This is a genomic window from Silanimonas algicola (assembly GCF_054777375.1).
The window spans coordinates 885,931-909,716 of the sequence record NZ_BAAHAS010000003.1 but is presented as its reverse complement, the minus strand read 5'-3'; the positions used below and the strand labels follow the sequence as shown (position 1 = coordinate 909,716).

At 70.9% G+C, this 23,786-nt stretch carries 27 protein-coding genes; 12 read left to right on the top strand and 15 right to left on the bottom strand.

Annotated features, from left to right (window positions below):
• Positions 1-38 precede the first annotated feature (38 nt).
• The 5 genes from ACYVAK_RS14150 (at position 39) to ACYVAK_RS14130 (ending at position 6,935) form a co-directional block, all read left to right on the top strand.
• Positions 39-2,282, top strand: a complete 2,244-nt coding sequence (locus tag ACYVAK_RS14150; RefSeq protein WP_461062080.1) for a putative bifunctional diguanylate cyclase/phosphodiesterase — start codon at positions 39-41, stop codon at positions 2,280-2,282.
• 57 nt (positions 2,283-2,339) lie between these two features.
• Positions 2,340-3,467, top strand: a complete 1,128-nt coding sequence (locus tag ACYVAK_RS14145) for a phytase (RefSeq protein WP_461062078.1) — start codon at positions 2,340-2,342, stop codon at positions 3,465-3,467.
• The gene (locus ACYVAK_RS14140) at positions 3,467-4,261 is read left to right on the top strand and encodes a M23 family metallopeptidase (RefSeq protein ID WP_461062076.1); all 795 of its coding nucleotides are present in this window, start codon (positions 3,467-3,469) and stop codon (positions 4,259-4,261) included. Before ACYVAK_RS14145 ends, ACYVAK_RS14140 begins: the two co-directional genes overlap by 1 nt.
• 99 nt (positions 4,262-4,360) lie before the next feature.
• Positions 4,361-5,962, top strand: a complete 1,602-nt coding sequence (locus tag ACYVAK_RS14135; RefSeq protein ID WP_461062074.1) for a peptide chain release factor 3 — start codon at positions 4,361-4,363, stop codon at positions 5,960-5,962.
• A 7-nt stretch (positions 5,963-5,969) separates the two neighbouring features.
• Positions 5,970-6,935 (top strand): alpha/beta fold hydrolase, encoded by a 966-nt coding sequence (locus ACYVAK_RS14130; protein WP_461062072.1) that lies wholly within the window; start codon positions 5,970-5,972, stop codon positions 6,933-6,935.
• 18 nt (positions 6,936-6,953) lie between these two features.
• Here ACYVAK_RS14130 and ACYVAK_RS14125 read toward each other — a convergent pair whose 3' ends face one another.
• The 4 genes from ACYVAK_RS14125 to ACYVAK_RS14110 form a co-directional block, all read right to left on the bottom strand.
• A complete protein-coding gene (locus ACYVAK_RS14125) occupies positions 6,954-7,280 on the bottom strand; it encodes a hypothetical protein (protein WP_461062070.1) in 327 nt (108 codons plus the stop codon).
• Positions 7,281-7,344: 64 nt separating this feature from the next.
• On the bottom strand, positions 7,345-8,355 hold the full coding sequence (locus ACYVAK_RS14120; RefSeq protein ID WP_461062068.1) for an isoaspartyl peptidase/L-asparaginase family protein: 1,011 nt from the start codon (positions 8,353-8,355) through the stop codon (positions 7,345-7,347).
• 50 nt (positions 8,356-8,405) lie between these two features.
• Entirely contained in the window at positions 8,406-9,713 is a 1,308-nt protein-coding gene (locus ACYVAK_RS14115; RefSeq protein ID WP_461062066.1) for a sensor histidine kinase, read from the bottom strand.
• Positions 9,714-9,736: 23 nt separating this feature from the next.
• The gene (locus ACYVAK_RS14110; protein WP_461062064.1) at positions 9,737-10,450 is read right to left on the bottom strand and encodes a response regulator transcription factor; all 714 of its coding nucleotides are present in this window, start codon (positions 10,448-10,450) and stop codon (positions 9,737-9,739) included.
• 142 nt (positions 10,451-10,592) lie between these two features.
• On the opposite strand from ACYVAK_RS14110, the gene ACYVAK_RS14105 reads away from it, so the two are divergent.
• A complete protein-coding gene (locus ACYVAK_RS14105; protein ID WP_461062062.1) occupies positions 10,593-10,931 on the top strand; it encodes a DMT family protein in 339 nt (112 codons plus the stop codon).
• Between the two features lie 9 nt (positions 10,932-10,940).
• Here ACYVAK_RS14105 and ACYVAK_RS14100 read toward each other — a convergent pair whose 3' ends face one another.
• On the bottom strand, positions 10,941-12,302 hold the full coding sequence (locus tag ACYVAK_RS14100) for an MATE family efflux transporter (RefSeq protein ID WP_461062060.1): 1,362 nt from the start codon (positions 12,300-12,302) through the stop codon (positions 10,941-10,943).
• A complete protein-coding gene (locus ACYVAK_RS14095) occupies positions 12,299-12,997 on the bottom strand; it encodes an SDR family NAD(P)-dependent oxidoreductase (protein ID WP_461062058.1) in 699 nt (232 codons plus the stop codon). Before ACYVAK_RS14095 ends, ACYVAK_RS14100 begins: the two co-directional genes overlap by 4 nt.
• A gap of 59 nt (positions 12,998-13,056) precedes the next feature.
• On the opposite strand from ACYVAK_RS14095, the gene ACYVAK_RS14090 reads away from it, so the two are divergent.
• Entirely contained in the window at positions 13,057-13,638 is a 582-nt protein-coding gene (locus ACYVAK_RS14090) for a TetR/AcrR family transcriptional regulator (RefSeq protein ID WP_461062056.1), read from the top strand.
• A 7-nt stretch (positions 13,639-13,645) separates the two neighbouring features.
• Here the strand turns inward: ACYVAK_RS14090 and ACYVAK_RS14085 are convergent, their stop codons facing one another.
• The 4 genes from ACYVAK_RS14085 to nudE form a co-directional block, all read right to left on the bottom strand.
• Positions 13,646-13,963: an Mpo1-like protein gene (locus ACYVAK_RS14085; RefSeq protein ID WP_461062054.1), complete on the bottom strand. Its 318-nt coding sequence runs from the start codon at positions 13,961-13,963 to the stop codon at positions 13,646-13,648.
• A gap of 148 nt (positions 13,964-14,111) precedes the next feature.
• The gene (gene mazG / locus ACYVAK_RS14080; RefSeq protein ID WP_461062052.1) at positions 14,112-14,948 is read right to left on the bottom strand and encodes a nucleoside triphosphate pyrophosphohydrolase; all 837 of its coding nucleotides are present in this window, start codon (positions 14,946-14,948) and stop codon (positions 14,112-14,114) included.
• Positions 14,941-15,789, bottom strand: a complete 849-nt coding sequence (gene cysQ / locus ACYVAK_RS14075) for a 3'(2'),5'-bisphosphate nucleotidase CysQ (RefSeq protein WP_461062050.1) — start codon at positions 15,787-15,789, stop codon at positions 14,941-14,943. The genes mazG and cysQ overlap by 8 nt, the downstream gene beginning before the upstream one ends.
• Positions 15,786-16,343 (bottom strand): ADP compounds hydrolase NudE, encoded by a 558-nt coding sequence (gene nudE, locus ACYVAK_RS14070; RefSeq protein ID WP_461062048.1) that lies wholly within the window; start codon positions 16,341-16,343, stop codon positions 15,786-15,788. The genes cysQ and nudE overlap by 4 nt, the downstream gene beginning before the upstream one ends.
• 51 nt (positions 16,344-16,394) lie before the next feature.
• On the opposite strand from nudE, the gene ACYVAK_RS14065 reads away from it, so the two are divergent.
• Both ACYVAK_RS14065 and ACYVAK_RS14060 read left to right on the top strand, forming a co-directional pair.
• Positions 16,395-17,804 (top strand): adenosylmethionine--8-amino-7-oxononanoate transaminase, encoded by a 1,410-nt coding sequence (locus tag ACYVAK_RS14065; protein WP_461062046.1) that lies wholly within the window; start codon positions 16,395-16,397, stop codon positions 17,802-17,804.
• Positions 17,795-18,532, top strand: a complete 738-nt coding sequence (locus tag ACYVAK_RS14060) for a 16S rRNA (uracil(1498)-N(3))-methyltransferase (protein ID WP_461062044.1) — start codon at positions 17,795-17,797, stop codon at positions 18,530-18,532. The genes ACYVAK_RS14065 and ACYVAK_RS14060 overlap by 10 nt, the downstream gene beginning before the upstream one ends.
• Positions 18,533-18,568: 36 nt before the next feature.
• On the opposite strand, the gene ACYVAK_RS14055 is transcribed toward ACYVAK_RS14060, so the two are convergent.
• Positions 18,569-19,708, bottom strand: coding sequence for a 5-(carboxyamino)imidazole ribonucleotide synthase (locus tag ACYVAK_RS14055; protein ID WP_461062042.1), 1,140 nt, complete (start codon positions 19,706-19,708; stop codon positions 18,569-18,571).
• Positions 19,705-20,220: a 5-(carboxyamino)imidazole ribonucleotide mutase gene (gene purE / locus ACYVAK_RS14050; protein ID WP_461062040.1), complete on the bottom strand. Its 516-nt coding sequence runs from the start codon at positions 20,218-20,220 to the stop codon at positions 19,705-19,707. Before purE ends, ACYVAK_RS14055 begins: the two co-directional genes overlap by 4 nt.
• Positions 20,221-20,286: 66 nt before the next feature.
• Between purE and ACYVAK_RS14045 the strand changes: the two genes are divergently transcribed.
• Both ACYVAK_RS14045 and nadC read left to right on the top strand, forming a co-directional pair.
• Entirely contained in the window at positions 20,287-20,556 is a 270-nt protein-coding gene (locus ACYVAK_RS14045; RefSeq protein ID WP_461062038.1) for a Trm112 family protein, read from the top strand.
• On the top strand, positions 20,556-21,419 hold the full coding sequence (gene nadC, locus ACYVAK_RS14040) for a carboxylating nicotinate-nucleotide diphosphorylase (RefSeq protein ID WP_461062036.1): 864 nt from the start codon (positions 20,556-20,558) through the stop codon (positions 21,417-21,419). The genes ACYVAK_RS14045 and nadC overlap by 1 nt, the downstream gene beginning before the upstream one ends.
• On the opposite strand, the gene ACYVAK_RS14035 is transcribed toward nadC, so the two are convergent.
• Positions 21,391-22,164, bottom strand: a complete 774-nt coding sequence (locus tag ACYVAK_RS14035; protein WP_461062034.1) for an FHA domain-containing protein — start codon at positions 22,162-22,164, stop codon at positions 21,391-21,393. The two genes, nadC and ACYVAK_RS14035, sit on opposite strands and share 29 nt — an antisense overlap.
• 187 nt (positions 22,165-22,351) lie before the next feature.
• On the opposite strand from ACYVAK_RS14035, the gene ACYVAK_RS14030 reads away from it, so the two are divergent.
• The gene (locus ACYVAK_RS14030) at positions 22,352-22,690 is read left to right on the top strand and encodes a DUF3301 domain-containing protein (protein WP_461062032.1); all 339 of its coding nucleotides are present in this window, start codon (positions 22,352-22,354) and stop codon (positions 22,688-22,690) included.
• Positions 22,691-22,714: 24 nt separating this feature from the next.
• Here the strand turns inward: ACYVAK_RS14030 and ACYVAK_RS14025 are convergent, their stop codons facing one another.
• Together ACYVAK_RS14025 and ACYVAK_RS14020 are read right to left on the bottom strand one after the other, a co-directional pair.
• Positions 22,715-23,116, bottom strand: a complete 402-nt coding sequence (locus ACYVAK_RS14025) for a ClpXP protease specificity-enhancing factor (RefSeq protein ID WP_461062030.1) — start codon at positions 23,114-23,116, stop codon at positions 22,715-22,717.
• 23 nt (positions 23,117-23,139) lie between these two features.
• Positions 23,140-23,778, bottom strand: a complete 639-nt coding sequence (locus ACYVAK_RS14020; protein ID WP_461062028.1) for a glutathione S-transferase N-terminal domain-containing protein — start codon at positions 23,776-23,778, stop codon at positions 23,140-23,142.
• Positions 23,779-23,786: the final 8 nt, after the last annotated feature.

Here is a 23,786-nt window from a genome sequence, read left to right as displayed (position 1 = left end):
CCGACTTAGGATGGGAGGACGTCGTCCATGACCGCCCCATGACCGCCACGCTCCGCCCCTGGATGCTCGTGCTCGGCTTCATCGCCCTCTACTGGGCCGGCGGCGTGTTGGGCAACACCCTGGTCGTGGGCGAGGACTCCGTGGTCCTGCTCTGGGCCCCCGGCGTCCTGGCCTTCGTGTTCCTGCTCCACCAAGGGCGTCGCTGGTGGCCCGTCGTCGCCGTCGCCGACGTGGTGTTCTCGCTGACCGGCACGGCGGTGCCGCCGGTCTTCATCGTGTTCACGGTGGTCGCCAACACCGCGGGGGCACTGGCGGCCGTGACCGTGGCCCGGCACCTCGGCCTGCGCCCCGGCATGGGCCTGAACCTCACACGCCTGTGGCAGATCGCTCTGTCCGGCGCCACGCTGGGGGTCGCCAGCGCCGCGCCCGGCGTCGCGGGGTTGGTCGCCGCCGGGTTCACGACCTTGGACCACACGCCCGGTGCATTCGCGAAATGGGCCGTCGCCAACCTGTTCAGCGTGATGGTGCTGGGCCCGTCGCTGTCGTTGCTCTGGCCGGGCGGCGAGGCGGCGCGGGAGAACGACGCACCGTCGCACCGCCTGCGCATCGAACACCTTGCTTGGAGCATCGCGCTCGCCATCGCCCTCGGACTCGTGGCCACCACCGATGCGCACCGGACATTGAACGCGCCCGCCATCCTGGCCCTGCCAACCCTGGTGATGCTCTGGGGCGCCTTGCGGGTCTCGCCCCGCTTCGTCGCGCTCGGCACCCTGGTCAGCGGCATCGGCCTGGCGATGATCGCGACGACGACGGGCGGGGCGCTGGAGCGCCCCGTCACGGTGCTGGACGCGCTATTGCTGCTGGCCCTGCTCATCACCCTGACGCTCGCGCCGCTGATCCTGATGGCGGCCATGGGCGAAGCGCGCCGGATCGGCCGGGAGGCGCTCGAGCACGCGCGGACCGACGAGCTCACGGGGCTCGCGAACCGGCAAGGCCTGGCGCACCGGGTCCCGGAAACGCTGGCGCACCGGCCGGACGGCTCGCCACTGCTCCTGGCCCTCGTGGACATCGACAACTTCAAGCTGGTGAACGATGCCGGCGGCACGGCGGCGGGCGACGCCTTCCTGCGCGGCATCGCCGGCCTCCTGCGGGCGCTTCTGCCCACCGGCAGCCTGATCGGGCGGCTCGCCGGCGACCAGTTCGTCGTCCTGCTGGACGACCGTGCCCCCGACGACATTGCCGTGAAGCTTGAGCACGTGCTGGCCGCAGTGCGCGACTACCGCCAGGCCAGCGGCAACAACCTCGTGTCGGCATCGGCCAGCATCGGTGCGATCCGGTTCCGATGCGGGCAGGCGGACTACGCCGAGCTGCTGCGGCTGGCCGACGCGGCCTGCGCCACGGCGAAGGATCAGGGCGGCAACCGGCTGCGGCTCACGGCTTTCGATGCCGCCGCGGCGGCGGTGGCGCAGCACACGGCAGCCCTGCGCTGGGCCGTCAGGCTGGATACCGCGCTGCACGAGGGGCACTTCCGGCTCTACTGCCAGAGCATCGCCGGCCTGCAGGGCATCGATCATGGCGGCAGGCACCTCGAGATCCTGCTGCGCATGGTCGACCCGGACACCGGCGAGGTGATGCCGCCCGGGCCCGTGGTGGCCGCTGCCGAGAAGTTCCACATGGGTCCCCGGCTGGATCGCCATGTGATGGACCTTGCCCTCGGCTGGTTCGAGCGGAACCCGCAGGCGCTGGCGCAAGTCGACACCTGCGCCATCAACCTGTGCGCCGCCTCGGTGAACGACCCGGGCTTCCCCGACTTCCTGCGTGAGCGTTTCGCGTGCAGCAGCGTGCCGCCGGGCAAGGTGTGCCTCGAAATCACCGAGACCTCGGCGGTGCGCGACCTCGACGATGCGCAGCAGTTCATCGCTGCCGCACGGGGATTGGGGTTGCGGCTGGCGCTCGACGACTTCGGCGCCGGCTTCTGTTCGTTCGCGTACCTGCGCCGGCTGGACGTCGACTTCTTCAAGATCGACGGCGGCTTCATCCGCGACCTCGAGTCGTCCGCGCTGTCGCTGGCGATCGTCCGTTCCATCGCCGAAATCGCGCGCAGCATCGACAAGCGGACCATCGCGGAGTTCGTCGAGGACGACGCCATCCGCGAGCGCCTGGCCCAGCTGGGCGTCGATTTCGGCCAGGGCTACGCCATCGACCGGCCGCAACCCATCGAGCAGTTTTTCCTTCGCCCCGCCGCCCTGCGACGCCACGCGTTCCGCCTCGCCGCGCAGTGATGCAGTGCGGAATCGCGGTCCTGCCGTCTATGCTTCGCGCTCGTCACGGAGTCCGCCATGCCCCTGCCTTCGCCCCTCCGCCCGGCCCTCGCGCTGGGACTCGCCGCCCTGCTGCTCCCCGGCTGCGCCCTGTGGCGGGACGCGAAGGAGCCGGACGAGCGCGCCAGCGACGAGCCCCGCCTCGCCGGTGCCGGCATCGAGCACGCCGTGGTGGCCGAGGCCTTCATCACCCCCGCCAACCCTCCGGACGAGGTCGATTCGCCCACCGCGTGGCTGACGCCCGAGGGCGGCCGCTGGTTGATCAGCACCGGCAAGGAAACCCATCAACTGCTCGTGCATGACGGCGAAACCGGAGCGCTGCTGCGGCGCGTCGGGGAAAAAGGCCCGGCGCCCGGCCAGTTCAACCGTCCGAACGGCGTGTTCGCGTGGGGGGATCGCCTGTTCGTGGTCGAACGCGACAACCGGCGCGTGCAGGTGCTCTCGCTGCCGGGCTTCACCCCGCTCGCCACCTTCGGCGAGGCCGAGCTGCGTTCCCCCTATGGCCTGTGGCTGCATGAGCCCGAGGGTGGCCGGATCGAGCTGTGGGTCACCGACAGCTTCATGGAGGGGGAGGATTTCGACCTCGTGCCGCCGCTCGAGGCGCTTGCCGCGCGCATCAAGCGCTACAGCGTGCTGATCGAGGACGAGGCCGTTTCGGCGCGTTTCGACGGCGCTTCCGGCGACACCTCCGAGGCGGGCGCGCTCCGCGTCGTGGAATCCATCGCCGGCGACGTGCCCAACGGCCGCCTGCTGGTCGCCGAAGAGGACGTGGCCACGGGCACCGGCTACCGCGTCTACGGCCTGGACGGCCGCTATGGGGGGCGCGATGTCGGCGTCGGCACGTTCGGTGCGCAGGCCGAAGGCATCGCTTTGTGGGCCTGCCCGGACGGCAGCGGGTACTGGATCGCCGCCGACCAGTTCCGTGACACCACGCTGTTCCATGTCCATGACCGCCAGACCCTCGAAGCCCGCGGCCGCTTCGCCGGGCGCGACACCGGCATGACCGACGGCGTGTGGCTGTCGCAGGCGGCCAGTGCGCGCTTCCCGGCCGGCGTGTTCTACGCCTCGAACCGCGATGAATCGCTGAGTGCCTTCGATTGGCGCGCCATCGCCTCGGCCCTCGGCCTGCGCGAACGCTGCGACTGATGCGCGGTCGGACATCGCTGCTCGCCCTGCTGCTGGGCATGCAGGCGGCCCCGGCATTGCCGGCCGCCGCGCCGGCAGACCGCATGGCCTTGGCCGAACTCTCCGTTGAACGACGTCCCGACGGCAGCCGGCAAGCGCTCGTGCGCAACCGCCTCGCCGGGCCCATCCACGTGCGCGTGCATGACGTCGCAGCCCCGCGCGAGATCATCGAGGCCACGCTCGGCCCCGGGGAGACCCGTGCGCTGGGCCGCTTTGATGGCGAAGCCCCCCCCGATCTGCGCCTTTCGGCCCAACCGGGCGCGCCGCAGCTGCTGCCGCCGATCCAACGCGGGGCGTATGCGTTCCCGCTGCCCGCGGGCGTCCGCTGGCAGCTCACGCAGGGCTTTGGCGGGCGGCAAAGCCACCGCGATGGCGCCAATTTCCATGCCCTGGATTTCGCCGCGACCGAGGGCACGCCGGTGCTCGCGGCGCGCGCGGGCACCGTGATGCAGGTGGTCGACACCTTCACCGAGGGCGGCATGGACGACGCCCTGAAGGAGCGCATGAACCTCGTGCGCGTGCTGCACGCCGATGGCGCGATGGGGCTTTACGCCCACATCGCGACGGGCAGCGCCCGGGTTCAATCCGGCGAGGCCGTGCAGCCGGGCCAGGTCCTTGCCGCGGTCGGCAGCGTGGGCTGGAGCAGTGCGCCGCACCTGCACTTCAGCGTGCAGGTGAACGACGGGCGCGAACTGCTCTCCGTGCCGTTCCGGATGGCCGGGCCGGACGGACGCCTGCTGCCCACGGGCGAGTGAACCCGGCCTCGGGCCCGCACCGGGGGCCCCGGGCACGACGCGTATAATCGGCGGCCTCCCCGCTTCCCGAGCCGCCGGCCTGATCCCGGCGCGGCCCGCATGTCCCAGCAGAGCACCGAAACCCGGCGTCGCCGGACCTTCGCCATCATTTCCCACCCCGACGCCGGCAAGACCACGCTGACGGAGAAGCTGCTGCTGTTCGGCGGCGCGATCCAGATGGCCGGCTCGGTGAAGGGCCGCAAGGCCGCGCGCCACGCGACCTCCGACTGGATGGCGCTCGAGAAGGAGCGCGGCATCTCGGTCACGTCGTCGGTGATGCAGTTCCCCTACGAGGGGAAGATCGTCAACCTGCTCGACACGCCGGGCCACGCCGACTTCGGCGAGGACACTTACCGCGTACTCACCGCGGTCGACTCGGCCCTGATGGTCATCGACTGCGCCAAGGGCGTCGAGGAACGGACGATCAAGCTGATGGAGGTGTGCCGCATGCGCGACACGCCGATCATGAGCTTCATCAACAAGCTCGACCGCGAGGGCAAGGAGCCCATCGAGCTGCTGGATGAAGTGGAGACCGTGCTCGGGATCCAGTGCGCGCCGATCACCTGGCCGATCGGCATGGGCCAGCGCCTGAAGGGCGTGGTGCACCTCGTCGACAACGAAGTGCATCTGTTCGAACCGGGCAAGAACTTCACCCGCCAGGATTCCACCATCCTGAAGCTCGACGATCCGGAGCTGGAGCGTCGGCTCGGCGCGCCGGCGTTGGCCGAGCTGCGCGACGAGCTCGAGCTCGTGCAGGGCGCCTCGAACCCCTTCGACAAGCAGGCCTACCTCGACGGCAAGCAGACGCCGGTGTTCTTCGGCTCGGCGGTCAACAACTTCGGCGTTCAGCTGCTGCTCGACTTCTTCGTCGAGCACGCGCCCTCCCCGAAGACGCGCGCCACCACCACCCGCGCCGTCGAGCCGGAGGAGGAGAAGCTCACCGGCTTCGTCTTCAAGATCCAGGCCAACATGGACCCGCAGCACCGCGACCGCGTGGCCTTCATGCGCATCTGCTCGGGCCACTTCACCGCCGGCATGAAGGTGTTCCATCCGCGCACGGGCAAGGAGCTCAAGCTGGCCAACGCGCTGACCTTCATGGCCTCGGACCGCGAGATCGCCGCCGAGGCCTGGCCGGGCGACGTCATCGGCATCCACAACCACGGCACCATCTCGATCGGCGACAGCTTCAGCGAGGGCGAAGCGATCAGCTTCACCGGCATCCCCAACTTCGCGCCCGAGCTGTTCCGCCGCGCCCGCCTGCGCGATCCGCTGAAGCTCAAGCAGCTGCAGAAGGGCCTGGCCCAGCTTTCGGAGGAGGGCGCCACGCAGTTCTTCCGCCCGCTGATGAGCAACGACCTGATCCTTGGCGCGGTGGGCATGCTGCAGTTCGACGTGGTGGCCTACCGCCTGAAGGACGAGTACGGCGTCGACGCCAGCTTCGAGCCGGTGCAGGTGCAGACGGCCCGCTGGGTCTACGCACCGGACGACAAGACGCTGGAGGCCTTCCGCGAGAAGAACGCCATGAACCTCGGCGTCGACGCGGCCGGCCACCTCGTCTACCTCGCCCCGTCGCGGGTGAACCTGCAGCTGGCGCAGGAGCGCGCGAAGGACGTGCGCTTCGAGGCCACGCGCGAGCACGCCGCCTCGGTGGCGGTGGACTGAGCGGCACGTGTCGGACCCCGCGACCCGCCCGCGCCCCGCGCCGGCCTTCTTCGAACTGCGCGACTGGCGCGAGGGCGGCGAGTGCGTCTCCACGCCGCTCGGCCGCCTGTTCGTGCGCCGGCAGGTGGAGCCGCGCCTGCCGGTGCTGCTGCTGATCCACGGCTTCCCGTCGGCGAGCTGGGACTGGGCGCCGCTCTGGGAGCCGCTGTCCCAGCACTTCTCGCTGCTCGCGATCGACCTGCTGGGCTTCGGGGATTCCGCCAAGCCGCACGGCCACCGCTACACCATCGCCGAGCAGGCCGAACTGTGCGAGTGGTTGCTGCGCCGCGAGGGGGCCTGGGACTACCACGTGCTCGCGCACGACTACGGCGATACCGTGGCGCAGGAATTGCTGGCCCGGCAGCTCGACAAGCGCAAACCGCGGCCGGCGATGCGTTCGGTGGTCTTCCTCAACGGCGGCCTCTTCCCCGAGATGCACCGTCCGCGGCCGATGCAGCGCCTGCTCGCCCTGCCCGGCCTCGGCCCGCTGATCGCACGCGCCAGCAGCAAGGCGCGCTTCGCCGCCAACCTGAAGGCGATCTTCGGGAAGCAGACGCCGCCGGACCCGCGCATTGTCGACGGGCTGTGGACCCTGCTGCGCCATGACGACGGCCACCTGGCCCTGCCGCGCCTGCTGCGCTACATGAGCGAACGCAAGAGGCAGCGCGCGCGCTGGGTGGGGGCGATGGAGCGCGTGGCCATGCCGATGGCGCTCATCAACGGCAGCGCCGACCCGGTTTCCGGCGCGCACGCCGCGGCGCGATGGCGCGAACTGCTGGGCGACGACGACCTGCACGAACTGCCGGGCATCGGTCACTACCCGCAGCTCGAGGCCCCGGACGCGGTGCTGCACGCAGCGCTGGTGTTCTGGACGCGGCACCGGCTTCTGGGGCCGGTGGATCCGCGCCCGAGCGTGTCGATCACGACGCGCTGAGGGCGCGTCGCGCGGCGCTCAGTCCGCGCCGGCGATGTCCACGTAGCCGCGCTCGATCGCGCGCTCCAACGCACTGAACGCCGCCTTGGCCTCCTCGAAGGCCTCGCGCCGCGCGCGCAGCGCGGTGTATTCGACGGCATCGTTGCCCTGCGCCGCCGAAAGGGCCGCCTTCAGGTAGTCGGCGCGGAGCTCCGCGACGCGCGTGGCGAAGGCGACGAAACTGGCCTTGTCCAAGCGCGGGATGTGGGCCTGGATGATCTCGCGGTTGGCATCGCTGATCGCGTGCTCCACGTCCTGCAGGAACTTCTGCTGCTTGCGGATGCGGGTGCTTTCCTCGTCGAACATGGCGGTCCTCCGGTCGGCCGTAGGGCAAGCGTAGCGCCGGCCGAGCCCCGGCGCGTGCCTTGGGTCACGGTTCGCGGAACACCGCGGTGCCGCGCGAGCCGTCGGGCTTCACCCAGCCGCGGTACATGCCGCTGGTGTTGAAGGGCATGACGATGGTGCCGCGGGCGTCGAGCCCGATGGCGCCGCCGTCGCCGCCCAAGGCCGGGATGACGCGGTTGATCACGTCCTCGGCCGCGGCTTCGATGGGGTCGCCGCGCAGGGCCACCCGCGCACAAATGTCGTGTGCGGCGACGGTGCGCAGGTAGAACTCGCCCCAGCCGGTGGCGCTGATGCCGCACTGGTCGTTGGCGTACGTGCCGGCGCCGATCACCGGCGCGTCACCGATGCGCCCCCAGCGCTTGTTGGTCATACCGCCCGTGGACGTGGCCACGGCGATGTGGCCGTTCGCGTCCAGGGCCACGGCTCCCACGGTGCCGACGTAGGCACCGGGCGGCTGGGGCAGGTGCTCCCCCGCGGCCTGGCGCTGCTCACGCTCCTTCGCGGCCTCGAGCTGCTGGCGACGGCGCTCGGTGTCGAACCAGCGGTTCTCCACCCGCTCGAGCTCGGGGCGCGTGTCGGCGAAGGCCTCCGCGCCGTCCGCGGCAAGGAACACGTGCGGCGAATGCGTCATGACCGCGCGCGCCAGCAGCACCGGATGGCGGACCGTGCGCACGCCCGCGACCGCGCCCGCGCGACGGGTGTGGCCTTCCATGATCGCGGCGTCGAGCTCGTGCGTGCCGTCGGCCGTGAACACCGCGCCCTTGCCGGCGTTGAACCAGGGCGAGTCCTCCAGCACCTGCACGGCGGCGGTCACCGCGTCGAGCGCGGTGCCGCCGCGCTTCAGCACGGCATCGCCCGCATCCAACGCCCGATCGAGGTCGGCGCGCAGCGCGGTCTCGTCGGCCTCGGACAGCTGGTCGCGGGTGATCACCCCCGCACCGCCATGGATCACCAGCGCCGTGGGCGCCGAAGGCGTCGCGGCGAACGTGCCGGCGGCGACGGCCATCGACAGGAACAGGGCGGACCAACGGCGCATCGGGCACTCCGGCGAAGTTCGGAGTGCCGACTGTAGGGCGTCCGCGCCGATCAATCGAGCCGGGGCGCCTCGGCTTGCGGGAAACTCACCGTCGCCACCGTGCCCTTCGCCGATTCGCTGGCGAGATGCACCGGCCAGCCGAAGCGACTGGACAGGCGCTGCACGATCGACAGGCCGATGCCCTGCCCGCCGACGCGCGCGGTATCGGCGCGCCAGAACGGCTCGAACACGCGCTCCAGCTGCTCGGCCGACATGCCGATGCCGGTGTCCTCGATGCGGATCTCGCCGAAGCGCACGCGGATGCGCACATGGCCGCTGTCGGTGTAATAGCAGGCGTTGCGCACGAGGTTGCTGATCAGCACGCTCACCACGCGGCGCGGCGCGACCAGCTTGAAATCGGCCTCGAGGTCGAGCTCTAGCGTGACCGGCTTGTTGGCCACCAGCGGGCGCGCCTTTTCCAGTTCGTCCTCGACGATCTCGGAGGCCAGCAGGGGCTCCGGCGGCAAGCCGGTGTCGCCGTCGCGGGCGAGGATCAGGAAGGCTTCGATCAGCGTCTCCATGTCGCGCACCGCGCCCTGGATGCGGTTCAGGGCCTTCTGCTGCCGCGGCGAGCAGATCGGGTCGGTCTGCATCATCTCGCTGGCCATGCGGATTACGGCCAGCGGCGTGCGCAGCTCGTGCGACGCGTCGCGGGTGAAGTTGCGCTCGCGATGGACCAGCTCCTCGATGCGCATGCCGAAGTCGTGCAGCGAGGACGCCAGCACCAGGCTTTCGCCCTCGACGTCCACCGGCAGGTTCTCGGGCTTGAGCGCACTCACCTCCGGGTGCTTCGGGTCCCAGCGCTGCACCTGCGAGGCCAGCCAGATCACCGGCGACACCGCGCGCTTCGAGGCCCGGTAGGTCGTCCATGCGATCACGTAGACGACGATCAGCACCAGCGCGAGCGGCACCACCCCGAACCAGAACGCCAGTGCGTCCACTTGCTCCTGCTTGAAGAGCAGGTACAGGGTGCGCCCCTCATGCTGTTCGACCAGCACCAGGGCACCACCCTGCGAGCGCGGCAGGCTGTGGTAGCCCTCTGGCAGCGCATGGAGAGCGTCCGGGAGATCGGCCCTCGATCCGCCGGCATCGACGACGAAGCCGGTCATGTTGAACGTGTCCGGCACCGCCGCGGCCGGATTGGCCTCGCTGCGCTTCCAGAAGTGCGAGGCCTCCTCGGTGAGAGCACGCTGGATCAGCAGGTGCTTGAGCACCGCCGAGGCGCCGTACACGCCGAGGACCGCCGCGAAGCTGATCGCGGCGGCCTGCAGGATGAAGGCGATCCAGATTTTTCGGCGGAGGCCGGTGGTGTCGGTCATGCGCAATCCGTGCCCGCTGCCGCTCAGGCGGCGGGTGCGGTGTCGAGGTCGGCGATACGGTAGCCGGCCGTCTGCACCGTGTGCAGCAGCTGCTTGTCGAACGGCCGGTCGATGGCCTTGCGCAGGTTGTAGAGGTGGCTGCGCAGCGTGTCGGAATCCGGCAGGCCGTCGCCCCAGATCTCGCGCTCGATGTCGCGGCGGGTCACCACGCGGGGCGACTCGCGCATCAGGATGGTGAGCAGGCGCAGGCCGATCGGCGAGAGCTGGATCTCCTTGCCGCCGCGGGTCACGCGCAGCGAAGCGGTGTCGAGCACGAGGTCGGCCACCTTCAGCACTTCGGCGCTCACCTGACGGCGGTCGCGACGGATCAGGGCGCGCAGGCGCGCCTCGAGCTCCTGGATGGCGAAAGGCTTGACGAGGTAGTCGTCGGCGCCGGCGTCGAGGCCGATCACCTTGTCCTGCAGCGTGTCGCGCGCGGTGAGCATCAGCACCGGGGTGCTCTTCTTCGCCTCGTTGCGCAGCTTGCGGCACAGCTCGATGCCGTCCATGCGGGGCAGCATAAGGTCGAGGACGATGACGTCGTAGCTGTTGTCGACGGCAAGGCGGAAGCCGTCATGGCCGTCGCCGGCGTAGTCGACGCCGAAGCCTCGGGCTTCGAGGTACTCGCCCATCATCTCGGAGAGGTTGCGGTTGTCCTCGACGACGAGGATCAGTCCGGCGGGGTCGTCACGGCGCATGGCGGGCTCCTTCAGGGATGTGAAGATTGCGTATTCAGCTTTGTGAATTCACGCCGCCATTGGGCACCCGTGCGGGTGAGACGGGTGTGAACGGGACGAGGGCGGCACACTGGCCGCCCCGTCTGCCCGCCCGGATCCCCCGATGTGGACCCACCTCGCCCCCGTCCTGCTGCTGCTGGCCTCGAACGTGTTCATGACGATCGCCTGGTACGGGCATCTGAAGTTCAAGACCACCCCACTAATGACGGTGATCCTCGTCAGCTGGGGCATCGCCTTCGTCGAGTACTGCCTGCAGGTGCCGGCCAACCGGATGGGCCACCAGGTCTACTCGGCCGCGCAGCTGAAGGGGATCCAGGAAATCCTGACCCTCTCCGTGTTCGCCGCCTTCTCGATCAGCTACCTCGGCGAGGCGATCAAGTGGAACCACATCGCCGCCTTCGTGCTGATCGTCGTAGCGGCCTTCCTGCTGTTCCTCGAGTGAGGACGCGGATCAGCCAGCCACGGTGTCGCCGGGCGCCGGCGGCGACCCGGCACGGCTGAGCCGGATGAATCGCCACGCAAGCGCGACGGCGGCGAGCGCCAAGCCCACGCCGAAACCCGCCCAGACGCCAGGCGCGCCAAGCTCGAACCCGAAGCCGAAGAGCGCCGACAGTGGCAGTGCGATCAACCAGTAGGCCACCAGCGACACGCGGGTCGGGAAATCGTTGTCGAGCATCCCGCGCAGCGCCCCGAGGCTCACCGACTGCACGCCGTCCATCAGCTGGGTGAAGCCGAACACGAAGAAGATCGCCGCCGCCGCGGCGATGACGGCCGGGTCGTCGACGAACAAGCCGCCGATCCACGCGCCGGCGAACAGGAACAGCAGGGCGAAGCCGCCCATCCAGCCGGTCACCACCAGCAGGCCGGCCTGCCCGATCGCGGCGACGCGCGGCCACTCGCCGGCACCGATCACCTGCGCGATGCGGATGGTGACGGCACCCGCCACGCCGAGCGGCAGCATGTACAGCGTGCTGCCCACCGACAGCGCGATCTGGTTGCCGGCCAGCGCGACCGCGCCGAAGAGGCCGATCAGCACGCCGGCCACGGCCACCGCGGCCCCTTCGAGGAACAGCTGCACCGTCATCGGACGGCCCTCGTTCCACTGCCGCGCGAGCTCCGCGCGCTCGAACCGCCGCGCCCCCCACCACGCGCGCAGCGACGGCAGATGGCGCACCACGACCCACCCCACCATCGCACCGATCGCCTGTGCCGAGAGGCTGGCGATGCCCGCGCCGGTCAGGCCGAGTCGCGGAAAACCCCAATGACCGTAGATCAGCAACCAGTTGAAGACCACGTTGAGCAGGGCCGGAAAGACCGTGACCGCCACGCTCAGCCACGGCCGTCCTGCCGCGTCGAGCAGGTTCTTCACCACCATCGCGTGGGTGAAGGCGAGCATGGAGGCACTGAGGCACAGCCAGTACGGGCCAATCACGGCCAGCACCTCGTCCGGCTGCCCCGCATACGGCAGCACGAACAGGCCCGCGGCCATCAGCAGCGCGCCCGCCCCGCCGCCAACGGTGGCCAACAGGGCGCCGTGACGGGCGATGTGGCCGATGCCCTCGAGCTCGCCGCTGCCGAAGCAGCGGCCGGCGAACAGGCCGACCGGCCCGGCGAATCCGTAGAGCCCGGCGTAGAAGATGATCGCCACCGACGTGGTCAGCGAGACCGCGGCCAGCGGCGTGGCGCCCAGCGGCCCCAGCATCGCGGTGTCGACCAGGGTCACGCCGGTCGAAGCGACCAAGCCGGCCACCAGCGGCGCGGCGAGCGCCGCGAGCGGCCCGATCTCGGCGAGGGCCCGGCGCACGGCGCTCATGCGCGGGCCGCCGGCTGCTGCTGCGCTAGCACGAGGCGCGCGGGCACCGTGTCGCGCGAGAGGGCCAGCACGTAGTCGATGGTGCGGCAGACATCGGCGAGCGGGATCGCGCGCTGCGCGCCGAAGCGTCCGTCCGCGATGTCCGCTTCCACCTCGTCCGTGGAGACGTTGGCCGGATCGATCACCGTGACGCCGATACCGAAGCGCGCGAGGGACGCCTCCATCGCCCGCGCGGCGCCGTGGAGGCCGGCCTTCGACGCGGCGTTGGCGACCTCCGGGTAGGCCCCGGGCGGGTCGAGCCAGGCGCCGAGCAGCACCACGCGCGGCGACGGCGCGCCCGACAGGGCCGGGGCGAGGGCTTGTGCGAGGAGGATCGGCGCCACGAGGTTGATGCCGATCACCGCGCGAGTCTCGGCACGCGGGGAGGCCATGAAGTCGTAGTCGGCGGTGAAGGCCCCCTGCTCCCAGCTGCCGCCGAGGTACAGCAGGGCGTCGAGCGGCGCGCCACCGACCGCACGGACGACCGCCTCGATGCCCGCATCCTCCAGCAGGTCGGCCGGCACCCACTCGCCCGCCACCGCCGGCCCCCGCGAGACGGCCAGCACCCGGTGGCCCTGCCCTTGGAGGTGGGCCGCCACCGCCGCACCGATGCCCCGGCTGCCGCCCACCACCACGATCGTTTTCGTTCGCTCCACGACGACGCTCTCCGACTAACATACACATCGTATGCAATTACATGCATGGTGTATGTGAAATGAGCCGGAACGCCGACCGCATCGCCCGGACCACCCGGGCCCTGCTCGACTCCGCCCGCCGCAGCTTCGCCACGCAGGGTTACGCGGCGACCTCGATGGAGGCGCTGTGCGCCGAAGTCGGCCTGACCCGCGGGGCGCTGTACCACCACTTCGGCGGCAAGGAAGGGCTGCTGGAGGCCGTGGTCCGGGAAATCGACGCCGAGACGAACGCCCGTCTCGATGCGGCCTATGAGGCGGGGCCGGGCGGCTGGGCCGGCTTCCGCGACTGCTGCCAGGCCTACCTCGACCTCGCCCTGGAGCCGGAGTACCAGCGGGTGATGCTGCGCGACGCGCCGGCCGTGCTCGGGCAGCGCCATCGCGACATCGATGCCGCGGGCTCGCTGCAGCCGATCATCGATGGCCTGGCCGAGCGGATGGACGAAGGCGCCCTGCGCCGCACCGACCCCGAGGCCCTGGCGCGGATGCTCAACGGCGGCATGATCGACGCCGCGCTGTGGATCGCGGCGCACGACGACCCGCCGCTGGCGCGCGAGAAGGCGCGCGAGGTGCTCGACCGGCTGCTGGACGGCCTGCAGGCCTGAGCCGCGCTCAGAACGGGATCTTCCCCGTGACCACGTCCTTGAACATCACCCAGTCGCCCATCAGCGAATAGACCGGATGCTTGAACGTGGCCGGCTTGTTGTGCTCGAAGAAGAAGTGCCCTACCCACGCGAAGCCGTAGCCGCAGACGGGCACGGCGAACAACCACCACGGCGAGAGCACCCGCGCCAGCACGAGGCCGACCAGCACGAGCACACCGGTCGAGCCGATCACGTGCAGGCGCCGCGAGGTGCGGTTGCTGTGCTCGCCGAGGTAGAACGGATAGAACTCGCGGAAGCTGGCGAAACCGGTCGTGGGCGTGGTCATGTCGGATCGAGGCGTGGGGCGGAGCGCGGCGCCGCCTGGGGCGGAAAGATGCCGAGGCTAAGGGTGGCGCGTCGAGACGGCATGAATCAGCGCACGGCGTCGCCGTTCGGCCATGGTGCGCGGCAGCAGGGGCCGTCGCGGTCCGCGCTCACCCGCCGCGCTCGATGCGCTTCGCCTCGTTCCACAGGGCGCTCTGCTCGTCCAGCGACAGCGCACTGAACTCGCCGCCCTGCGCACGCGCCAGCGCTTCCATCTGGCGGAAGCGGCGCTCGTACTTGGCATTCGCGCGGCGCAGCGCCGTACCCGGATCGACCTTGGCCTTGCGGGCGAGGTTCATCGCCACGAACAGCAGGTCGCCGATCTCGTCCTCCAGGGCATCCTGGCGTTCGGGCGAGGCCGGCATGGCCAGCGCCTCGCGGACTTCCTCGAGCTCTTCCTCGAGCTTGGCGATCACCGGCGTGGCGTCCGGCCAGTCGTAGCCGACGTTGGCGCCGCGCTTCTGCAATTTGAGCGCGCGCTGCCATTCCGGCAGGGCCCTGGGCACGTCGTCAAGCGCCGAGGGCGGCGCGTCGGAATCGCGGCGTTTCGCTGCGCGCTCCGCCGCTTTCATTTTTTCCCAGGCCGCGGTCTGCGCATCGGCATCCTCGACGGAGGCGTCGCCGAACACGTGCGGATGGCGACGGATCATCTTGTCGTTGATGGCGGCGACGACATCGGCGAACGCGAAAGCCCCCTGCTCGTTCGCCATCTGCGCATGGAAGACCACCTGCAGCAGGAGGTCGCCGAGTTCGTCCTTCAAGTCGCCGAGGTCGCCGCGGTCGATGGCTTCCGCCACCTCGTAGGCTTCCTCGATCGTGTACGTGGCGATGCTGGCGAAATCCTGCTTCACGTCCCACGGGCAGCCGCGCTCGGGGTCGCGCAGCCGCGCCATCACCGCCAGCAGGGTCTCGATGCGCTCGCGCGGCTGGGCGGTCGGGTCACTCAAGCCAGGTCCTCCACGGCAGGCCGGCGTCGGCCATCGCGATGAAATCGCCGTTCAGCAGAATGTCGCGCTGGTTGTAGCGCAGCGCCCGGCCGTCGAGGTCGCGCACGGCACCCCCAACCGCCTCCACCAGGCACTGGCCGGCGGCGGTGTCCCATTCGGACGTCGGGCCGAAGCGCGGGTACAGGTCGAGCCGGCCTTCGGCCAGCAGGCCGAACTTCAGCGCCGAGCCCATCGGCACGCGTTCCGCCTCCGGCAGCCGCTCCAGCAGCGCCGCGGTGCGCGGGTCGAGGTGCGAGCGGCTGGCGGCGACGCGGAGGCCCACGCCGGAGGTCGTCTCTGGCGACGGCAGGCGCGTGGCCAGCGCGATGTCAGGGCCGCCCACCTCGCGACGCCAGGCGCCGTGGCCCGCCAGCGCCGACCACGTCACGCCGGTGACCGGGGCATGCACGAGGCCGAGCACCGGCACGCCGTGCTCGACGAGGGCGATGCAGACGCAGAACTCGCCGTTCCTCTTGACGAACTCGCGCGTGCCGTCGAGCGGATCGACCAGCCACAGCCGCGGCCAAGCGCGGCGCTCGGCCACCGGGATCGTCGCGGACTCCTCCGACAGCACCGGGATGTCCGGCGTCAGCGTTTCGAGGCCGGCGACCAGCAGGCGATGCGAGGCGAGGTCCGCCTCGGTCAGTGGCGAGCGATCGTCCTTGGCTTCGACGACGAACTCGCGCGCGTAGACGGCCATGATCGCGCGGCCCGCGGCTTCGGCCAGCGCGATGGCGGGCTCACGCAACGGGGCGTAGCGCACCGCGACGTCCGCGGCTTCCGCCCCGGCCACCGGACTCACGGCGTGGGCCTGCCGTGCGCCAGCCACTCGCGCACGAGGAACAGTGCGGCGATCGAACGCCCTTCCGAGAACTCCTCGCGCAACATCAGCTCGTGCAGGCGGTCGAGGCGCCAGGGCACCACCTCCAGCGGCTCCGGCTCGTCGCCCTCGAGCTTGTCGGGGAACAGGCCTTCGGCGACCACCAGCTGGATCTCGTGGCTCATGTAGGTCGGCGCGAGCGTGATCGACTTCAGGTGGGTGAGCCGCTCCGCGCCGAAACCGATCTCCTCGCGCATCTCGCGGGCGGCGGCCTCGAGGCCGCTCTCACCGGCGTCGATCTTGCCCTTCGGCAGCCCGAGCTCGTAGCGATGCGTGCCGGCGCCGTACTCACGGATCAACAGCACCGTCTCGGGGTCCGGCAGCGCGGCGATCATCACGGCACCATGGCCCTTCGATTTCAGGCGGTCGAAGCGCCGGCGCTCGCCGTTGCTGAACTCGAGGTCGACCTTCTCCAGCCGGTAGGCACCGACATCGACCTCCTCGCGCCCGTGGATGGTCGGCAGGGGGCGGCTCATGGCCGGCCTCGCGCATGGACAGACCGGCGGCGGCTCACCATCATTCGCGGCATGACGCAGAACATTTCCATCGCGCCGATGCTAGCAGAGGGCGATGTCGAGGCCTTCCTCACCCGCGACCTCGCCGTCGTCTGGCACCCCTGCACGCAGATGCGCGAGCACCGCGGCGAGCTGCCCCTGCTGCCGATCCGCCGCGGCCGCGGGGCCTGGCTGGAGGGCCTGGACGGGCGGCGTTACCTCGACGGCATTTCGAGCTGGTGGACCAACCTGTTCGGCCACGCGCACCCGCACATCGCCGCCGCCATCGGCGCGCAGGCGGCCGAACTGGAGCACGTGATCTACGCCGGCTTCGCCCACGAGCCCGGCCTGCGGCTGGCCGAACGGCTGGTGGCCCTGGCCCCACGAAGCGCGACGCATGCGCCCCTGTCCCGCGTGTTCTACGGCGAGAACGGCAGCGCGGCGATCGAGATCGCGCTGAAGATGAGCTTCCACGCCCACCAGAACCGCGGTGACGGCGCCCGCACGCGCTTCGTCGCGCTGCAGAACGGCTACCACGGCGAGACGCTGGGGGCGCTGGCGATGAGCGACATCCCGCTCTACCGCCGCATCTACGCGCCCCTGCTGCTGGAGCCGGTGTTCGCCCCCTCGCCCGACGCGTATCTCGCCGAACCGGGCGAATCGGCCGAGGCCTGCGCGCGCCGCGCGGCGGCGGCCCTTGGCGCCCTGTTCGAGCGCGATGGCGCGACCATCAGCGCGCTGGTGCTGGAACCGCTGGTGCAGTGCGCGGGCGGCATGCGCATGCACCACCCGGCCTACCTCGCCGAAGCGCGGCGGCTGTGCGACGCCCACGGCATCCACCTGATCGCCGACGAGATCGCCGTGGGCTTCGGCCGCACCGGCACGCTGTTCGCCTGCGAGCAGGCCGGCGTCACGCCGGATTTCCTCTGCCTGTCGAAGGGCCTGTCGGGCGGCGCGCTGCCGCTCTCGGCGGTGCTCACGAACGAGGCCGTGTACGAGGCCTTCTGGAGCGAAGACCGCACCCGCGCCTTCCTGCATTCGCACAGCTTCGCCGGCAACCCGGTGGCCTGTGCCGCGGCGAACGCCACGCTCGACCTGTTCGAGACCACCGATGCCATCGCCGCCAACCGAGGCACCGCCGCGACGCTCGCCGCCACCGCCGCGCGCTTCGCCGACCATCCGAACGTCGGCGACCTGCGCCAGACCGGCATGATCCTCGCCTTCGAACTGGTCGAGGACCGCGCCACGCGACGCGAGCACGCCGACCACCCGCGGAAGCGCACGCTGGCCGCCTACCGTGCCGGGCTCGAGGCCGGCGCCGTGCTGCGCCCGCTGGGCAACGTGCTGTACTGGATGCCGCCCTACGGCATCGACGAGGAGGCCATCGCCGTGCTCGACCGCGCCACCGCCGCGGCCATCGAGGCTTTCGTCCGATGCGCGTGATCCGCTGCCATGTCGAGGCCCCGCTTTCGGCCGGCGCGGTGATCCGCCTGCCCGAGGAGAAGAGCCTGCACCTGCTGCGCGTGCTGCGCCTGCGCGAGGGCGATGCCGTCACCCTGTTCAACGGCGACGGCCACGACTACGCCGCACGCATCACCGGCACCGAGAAGAAGGCCGTCGAAGTCACCGTCGATTCGGCGGAGACGCGCGGCAACGAGTCGCCGCTGGCCATCACCCTGCTCCAGGGCGTGGCGCGCGGCGACAAGATGGACCTGATCCTGCAGAAGGCCACCGAACTCGGCGTTCAGGCCATCCAGCCGGTGATGACCGAGCGCACCGAGGTGAAGCTCGACGCCGATCGCGCCGAGCGCCGCATCGCGCACTGGCGCGGCGTGGTCGCCGCGGCCTGCGAGCAGAGCGGCCGCGCGCGCGTGCCGTCCGTCGCCGAGCCGCGCGCACTGCACGAGGCCTTGGCCGAGCTGCCGGCCGACGCCCGCAGGCTCATCCTCGACCCGCACCAGGGCCGCGCGCTGAAAGCGCTCGACGTCGATACCACCCGGCCGGTGGTGCTGGTGATCGGCCCGGAAGGCGGCCTCGGCGAACGCGACCATCGGCTGCTGGTGAAGGCCGGCTTCGAGGGCGTGCAGCTCGGGCCGCGCGTGCTGCGCACCGAGACGGCCGGGCTGGCCGTGCTGGCGGCCCTGCAAGCGTTGTACGGCGACTGGGCTTGAGCCCGACGGGCTCAGCCGGGCGATGGGGCCTGAGGCTCAGCCCAGGCGCGCGATCACGCCGCTGAATTCCCCGCGACGCGACAACGCAACGACCGCGGTGTCCAGCTCGCTCCGAAGGGTCGCGCGATCATCGGCCCGCAGCGTCGCATGGCCGACCTTGCGGCCCTCGCGCGAGGTCTTGCCGTAGTCGTGCCAGTGGCCCGCAGCGCTGCGCAGCACCGGCGCGGCCTCCGGCATGGCGCCGACCCAGTTCAACATCACGCTGTGGCCCACGGCGGCCGTGCTGCCCAAGGGCAGCCCGAGCACGGCGCGCAAGTGGTTCTCGAACTGCGAGGTCTCCGCGCCTTCGATGGTCCAGTGTCCGGAGTTGTGCACGCGGGGCGCCATCTCGTTGGCCAGCAGCTGCCCGTCACGCACGAAGAGCTCCAGCGCAAACACGCCGACGTAGTCGAGCGCCTCGGCCACCCGCTGGGCATACGCCACGGCCTGCGGCTCGAGCGCGGCGCCGTCGGCACAGGGCGCCATCGAGGCCGAGAGGATCCCGTCGCGGTGCCAGTTCTCGGTCAGCGGCCAGGCGCGGAATTCGCCGTCGCGGCCGCGCACGGCCACCACCGACACCTCGCGCTCGAAAGGCACGAAGGCTTCGAGGATCAGGCCCACCTTCGGCGCCTGGGCGCCGAGGGCGGCCCAGGCCGCGTCGAGGTCCACCGGCGTCTTCAGGCGGAACTGGCCCTTGCCGTCGTAGCCGAGCCGACGCGTCTTCAGGATGCAGGGCAGACCGATGCGGGCCACGGCCTCGTCCAGTCCCGCGCGCGTGTCGACGGCGGCGAAGGCCGGTGTGCCGATGCCGAGCTCGTTGAACAGGGTCTTCTCGGCGAGGCGGTCCTGGGCGATGCGCAGGGCGCGCGGCGCCGGGAACACCGGGATGCGCGCCGCCAACCACTCGGCGCTTTCGGCCGGCACGTTCTCGAAATCGAAGGTCGCGACGTCGACACGCGAGGCGAACTCGGCCAGCGCCGTCTCGTCGCGCCAGTCGCCGACCACCATCGGCACGAACTGGCCGGCGCAGGCGTCGGCGCTGGTGTCCATCGCGAGGAAGCGCAGGCCCAGCGGCGCGCCGGCCAGCGCCATCATGCGCGCCAGCTGCCCGCCGCCGAGGATGCCGACGGTGGTCATGCGCGCGGGTCCGGCTTGGCCAGCACGGCGTCCGTCTGCTCGCGGCGGAAGCGCTCCAACGCGGAGGCGACATCGGCGTGGTCATGCGCGAGCATCGCGGCGGCGAACAGCGCGGCGTTGGCCGCCCCGGCCTGGCCGATGGCGAACGTGGCGACCGGAACGCCCGCCGGCATCTGCACGATCGACAGCAGCGAATCGAGGCCGTTCAGCGCCTTGCTCTGCACAGGCACGCCCAGCACGGGCACCGCGGTCTTGGCGGCCAGCATGCCCGGCAGGTGGGCGGCGCCGCCCGCGCCGGCGATGATCGCGCGCAGGCCACGCGCCGCGGCCGTCTCGGCGTACTGGAACAGCAGGTCCGGCGTGCGATGCGCGCTGACCACGCGCACCTCGTGCGGCACGCCTATGCGCGTCAGGCGATCGGCGGCGTGCTGCATCGTGTCCCAGTCGGACGTCGAGCCCATCACGATGCCCACCTTCACGGCGGTTTCCCCCAGACCTGCACCCGTCGCCATGGCGAGCCTCTCCGGCAAAACCGTATTCTAGACGGATCTTCCGTCAGGCCCAGCGCCCCGCCGCCCATGGACCGCAAGCTCCTCGATCTCCTGGTCTGCCCGGCCACCCACCAGCCGCTGCACCGCCTCGATGCCGCCCAGCGCGACGCCCTCAACGCCGCCATCGGCCGCGGCGAGCTGCGTCGCGGGGACGGCCGCACCGAGACCCGCCCCCTCGCCGACGCGCTGGCCAGCCGCGACGGCAAGCAGGTCTACCGCATCGACGACGGCATCCCGGTGCTGCTGGTCGAAGAGTCGTTGCAGGCCGCCGGTCTCGACGGGCTCGCGGCGCGCTGATGGCGCGCGATCTCGCACCGCCCCCGCCCGAGGCCGTCGAGGCCGCGGTGCGGGCCGCCCTCGCCGAAGACCTCGGCGACGGCGACGCAACGGCGGCACTCCTCGATGACGCACCGGCGGTCGCGCACGTGGTCTGCAAGGAATCCGCCGTGATTGCCGGGGGGCCTTGGTTCGAGGCCTGCTTCCGCGCCCTCGATCCCGCCATCCGCATCCGCTGGCACGTCAGCGAAGGGCAGCGCGTCGAACCCGGCACGGTGCTGTGCACCCTGGAGGGCCGCTCTCGCGCCCTCGTCAGCGCGGAGCGCAGCGCGTTGAACTTCCTGCAGACGCTCTCGGGCACAGCCACCACCACGGCGTCCTACGCGGCGGCGCTCTCCGGCACGCAGACGCGCGTGCTCGACACCCGCAAGACCTTGCCCGGCCTTCGGCTCGCGCAGAAGTACGCGGTGCGCGCCGGCGGCGGCGTGAACCACCGCATCGGGTTGTTCGATGCGGTGATGCTGAAGGAAAACCACATTGCGGCGGCAGGTTCCATCGCGGCGGCCGCGGCACGGGCGCGCGCCCTGCACCCGTCATTGCCGCTGATCATCGAGGTCGAATCGCTGGACGAGCTCGACCAGGCGCTGGCCACCGGCTGCACCCGCATCCTGATCGATGATTTCGACGACGCGATGATGCGCGAGGCCGTGCGCCGCGCCGCAGGCCGCATCCCGCTGGAGGTCTCCGGCAGCGTCTCGCTCGAGCGGCTGCCGGCCATCGCCGCAACCGGCGTCGACTACGTGTCGGTCGGGGCGCTCACGAAGCACGTGCGCGCCGTCGATCTGTCGCTGAGGCTCAGCGCGCCAGCATCAGCCAGGCGATAAGCGCGAAGGACGCGACGATCACCCCTACGGCGATCGCCTTCGTGAGGCCCGAGTTGCCCGCGGATGCCGCCGGTTCCGCCGACACCGCCCCCTTTTGCTGGACCTGCTGGATCTCCAGTCCCGGAGCCACGAGGATCAGCCGCACCTGGTCGAGTCGCAGTTCGTCGCCCGGGCTCAAGTGGCCCACCTGGACCCGCTTGTTGTTGATGAACGTCCCGTTCGACGAGCCCAGGTCCTCGACCTCCAAGCCCGACGGGCCCGGTTTCACCATGGCGTGGCGCCGGGAGATCTCCTCCACCGGAATCGCGATGTCGCACTCCGCCGAGCGGCCGATGGTCATCGGCCCGGTCACGCCGAACATTTTTCCGAAGGTGTTTCCGGAAACACCGCGCAACACGAACTTCGGCGCAGCCGCGCGAACGCGCGTCGCGCCGCTGTCGCCGTCGGCGGCCATGGCCTGCGCCGCGGCGACGACCGACGGCGGCAACGGCGAACTTCCGGCCACCGTCTTGGGCGACTCGTTGGCGACGAACTTCGCGACGACGCCGCCGAAACCGATCTGGTCGCCCGTACGCAGGGCCATCAGGGCTTTCACCGGTTTGCCGTTGACGAATACGGGGCCGGCACCTTCCGGCAGCTGGAGGTTGGCGCCCGTGCTGGTGATATGGACCTCGAGGTGTCGCGGCTCGATGCCCGGCGCGTTGATCACCACGACGCCATCGGGATCGCTGCCGATGCGGTTCACGCCCGATGCCAGCAGGGCCGTTGCGTGCTCACCGTTTGGAAAAACCAGCTTCATCCTTTTCCCCCGTGCTTGGCGGTGACCGTGAAGGCACGGTCGCGGCCGACAGTGTGCGCGAGGGGCGAGGGCTTCGTCATCCTCCCCGGGGCGCGCCCTTGCGTCGCCGCCTGACGGCCGCCACATTGCGAGGATGGATATCCTCAGCGTCAGCGTCCTCCTCATCACCGCCGGCTTGGCTTGGAACTGGTGGTCCGACCGCCGGGCCGCCGACGTGGCCACCCGCGTGGCCCAAAGGGCCTGCGAGCAGGCCGGCGTGATCTGGCTGGACCAGAACGTCCAGCGCGTGCGCAAGCGCCTCGCGCGAAACGACGACGGGCGCCTCGGCTGGCAGCGGGACTTCGACTTCGAGTTCTCGTCCAGCGGCCAGGAGCGCCAACTGGGCCGCGTCAGCCTGCTTGGCGAGCGCGTGGTGGGTCTGATCGGCCCGGAACGGGCCCCGCTGGTCTACGTCGGGCCGGGCGGGGTGTAGGCGTCTGCCGCGACCGCGCTCCGGTTACTTGATGATCCGCAGGTGGCCGCCGCGCTTGGGCGGCTCGGGCGCCGGGCTGGGATCATCGGCCGCATCCTGCGGTGGCGCCACCTCGCCCTCATCGGGAGGCAAGCCCATGCCCTGGCCGGTTTCCTGGGCATAGACGGCGAGCACCGCCGACACCGGAACGACCACGGTATGGCTGACGCCGCCGAAGCGCGCCATGAAGCTGACCTCGCGGTTGCCCAGTTGCAGGTGCGCCACGGCGCGCGCCGCGACATTCAGCACGACCCTCCCGTCCTTCACCGCCGACGGCGGCACCTGCAGGCCCTCATGCTGCGCGTCGACGAGCAGGTAGGGCGTCATGCCGTTGTCGACGATCCACGCATGCATCGCCCGCAGCAAATAGGGACGATTCGAGGTCATTAGGGCCGGCGTTCCGCCTTCGCTCATGCGGGGATCTCTCGCAGGGCCTTCTCTTCCGGCGTCAGGCTGCGGATGAAGCCGGGATTCCGGAAGATGCGCTGGCCGTAGTCATCGATCGGCTTGGCTTCCTTAGGAAGCACGATGCCGAGCGACGGCAGGCGCCAGATGATCGGCGCCATCGCGCAGTCCGCAAGGCTCATTTCCGGATTCAGGAAGAACTTCGACGCCTTGAACAGCGGCAGGGCCGCGAGCACGAGGTCGCGCAGCTGCTTGCGCGCGTTGTCGGCTTGGGCCTTGCTGCCGGCCTGCTGGGCGGCCTGGACGTGCGGCACCCATTCGTGCTCGAGGCGCAGCATGGCGAGGCGGAGCCTTGCGCGCGAGAGCGGATCGATCGGCATCAGGGGCGGATGCGGATAGCGCTCGTCGAGGTACTCCGTCACCACCGACGCCGAATACAGCACCAGCTCGCGCTCCACGAGCGTCGGCACGGAGTGGTAGGGATTCAGGTCGATCAGATCCTCCGGCGGGTTCGCCGGATCGACCGGGACCAGGTCGTAATTGACCCCCTTCGCGGCCAGCACCAGGCGGACGCGGTGGCAGAGGACGCAATCCCTTGCGGAGAACAGGGTCAAGGTGTTGCGCAAACGCGGGCTTGCAGCCATCGGCACTT

Bases quoted from the DNA above. Each gene is read 5' to 3' on its own strand.
- ACYVAK_RS14150 (WP_461062080.1), top strand. From the start codon at position 39: ATGACCGCCACGCTCCGCCCCTGGATGCTCGTGCTCGGCTTCATCGCC.
- ACYVAK_RS14145 (WP_461062078.1), top strand. From the start codon at position 2,340: ATGCCCCTGCCTTCGCCCCTCCGCCCGGCCCTCGCGCTGGGACTCGCC.
- ACYVAK_RS14140 (WP_461062076.1), top strand. From the start codon at position 3,467: ATGCGCGGTCGGACATCGCTGCTCGCCCTGCTGCTGGGCATGCAGGCG.
- ACYVAK_RS14135 (WP_461062074.1), top strand. From the start codon at position 4,361: ATGTCCCAGCAGAGCACCGAAACCCGGCGTCGCCGGACCTTCGCCATC.
- ACYVAK_RS14125 (WP_461062070.1), bottom strand. From the start codon at position 7,280: ATGTTCGACGAGGAAAGCACCCGCATCCGCAAGCAGCAGAAGTTCCTG.
- ACYVAK_RS14120 (WP_461062068.1), bottom strand. From the start codon at position 8,355: ATGCGCCGTTGGTCCGCCCTGTTCCTGTCGATGGCCGTCGCCGCCGGC.
- ACYVAK_RS14115 (WP_461062066.1), bottom strand. From the start codon at position 9,713: ATGACCGACACCACCGGCCTCCGCCGAAAAATCTGGATCGCCTTCATC.
- ACYVAK_RS14110 (WP_461062064.1), bottom strand. From the start codon at position 10,450: ATGCGCCGTGACGACCCCGCCGGACTGATCCTCGTCGTCGAGGACAAC.
- ACYVAK_RS14105 (WP_461062062.1), top strand. From the start codon at position 10,593: ATGTGGACCCACCTCGCCCCCGTCCTGCTGCTGCTGGCCTCGAACGTG.
- ACYVAK_RS14100 (WP_461062060.1), bottom strand. From the start codon at position 12,302: ATGAGCGCCGTGCGCCGGGCCCTCGCCGAGATCGGGCCGCTCGCGGCG.
- ACYVAK_RS14090 (WP_461062056.1), top strand. From the start codon at position 13,057: ATGAGCCGGAACGCCGACCGCATCGCCCGGACCACCCGGGCCCTGCTC.
- ACYVAK_RS14085 (WP_461062054.1), bottom strand. From the start codon at position 13,963: ATGACCACGCCCACGACCGGTTTCGCCAGCTTCCGCGAGTTCTATCCG.
- nudE (WP_461062048.1), bottom strand. From the start codon at position 16,343: ATGAGCCGCCCCCTGCCGACCATCCACGGGCGCGAGGAGGTCGATGTC.
- ACYVAK_RS14065 (WP_461062046.1), top strand. From the start codon at position 16,395: ATGACGCAGAACATTTCCATCGCGCCGATGCTAGCAGAGGGCGATGTC.
- ACYVAK_RS14060 (WP_461062044.1), top strand. From the start codon at position 17,795: ATGCGCGTGATCCGCTGCCATGTCGAGGCCCCGCTTTCGGCCGGCGCG.
- ACYVAK_RS14055 (WP_461062042.1), bottom strand. From the start codon at position 19,708: ATGACCACCGTCGGCATCCTCGGCGGCGGGCAGCTGGCGCGCATGATG.
- purE (WP_461062040.1), bottom strand. From the start codon at position 20,220: ATGGCGACGGGTGCAGGTCTGGGGGAAACCGCCGTGAAGGTGGGCATC.
- ACYVAK_RS14045 (WP_461062038.1), top strand. From the start codon at position 20,287: ATGGACCGCAAGCTCCTCGATCTCCTGGTCTGCCCGGCCACCCACCAG.
- nadC (WP_461062036.1), top strand. From the start codon at position 20,556: ATGGCGCGCGATCTCGCACCGCCCCCGCCCGAGGCCGTCGAGGCCGCG.
- ACYVAK_RS14030 (WP_461062032.1), top strand. From the start codon at position 22,352: ATGGATATCCTCAGCGTCAGCGTCCTCCTCATCACCGCCGGCTTGGCT.
- ACYVAK_RS14025 (WP_461062030.1), bottom strand. From the start codon at position 23,116: ATGACCTCGAATCGTCCCTATTTGCTGCGGGCGATGCATGCGTGGATC.
- ACYVAK_RS14020 (WP_461062028.1), bottom strand. From the start codon at position 23,778: ATGGCTGCAAGCCCGCGTTTGCGCAACACCTTGACCCTGTTCTCCGCA.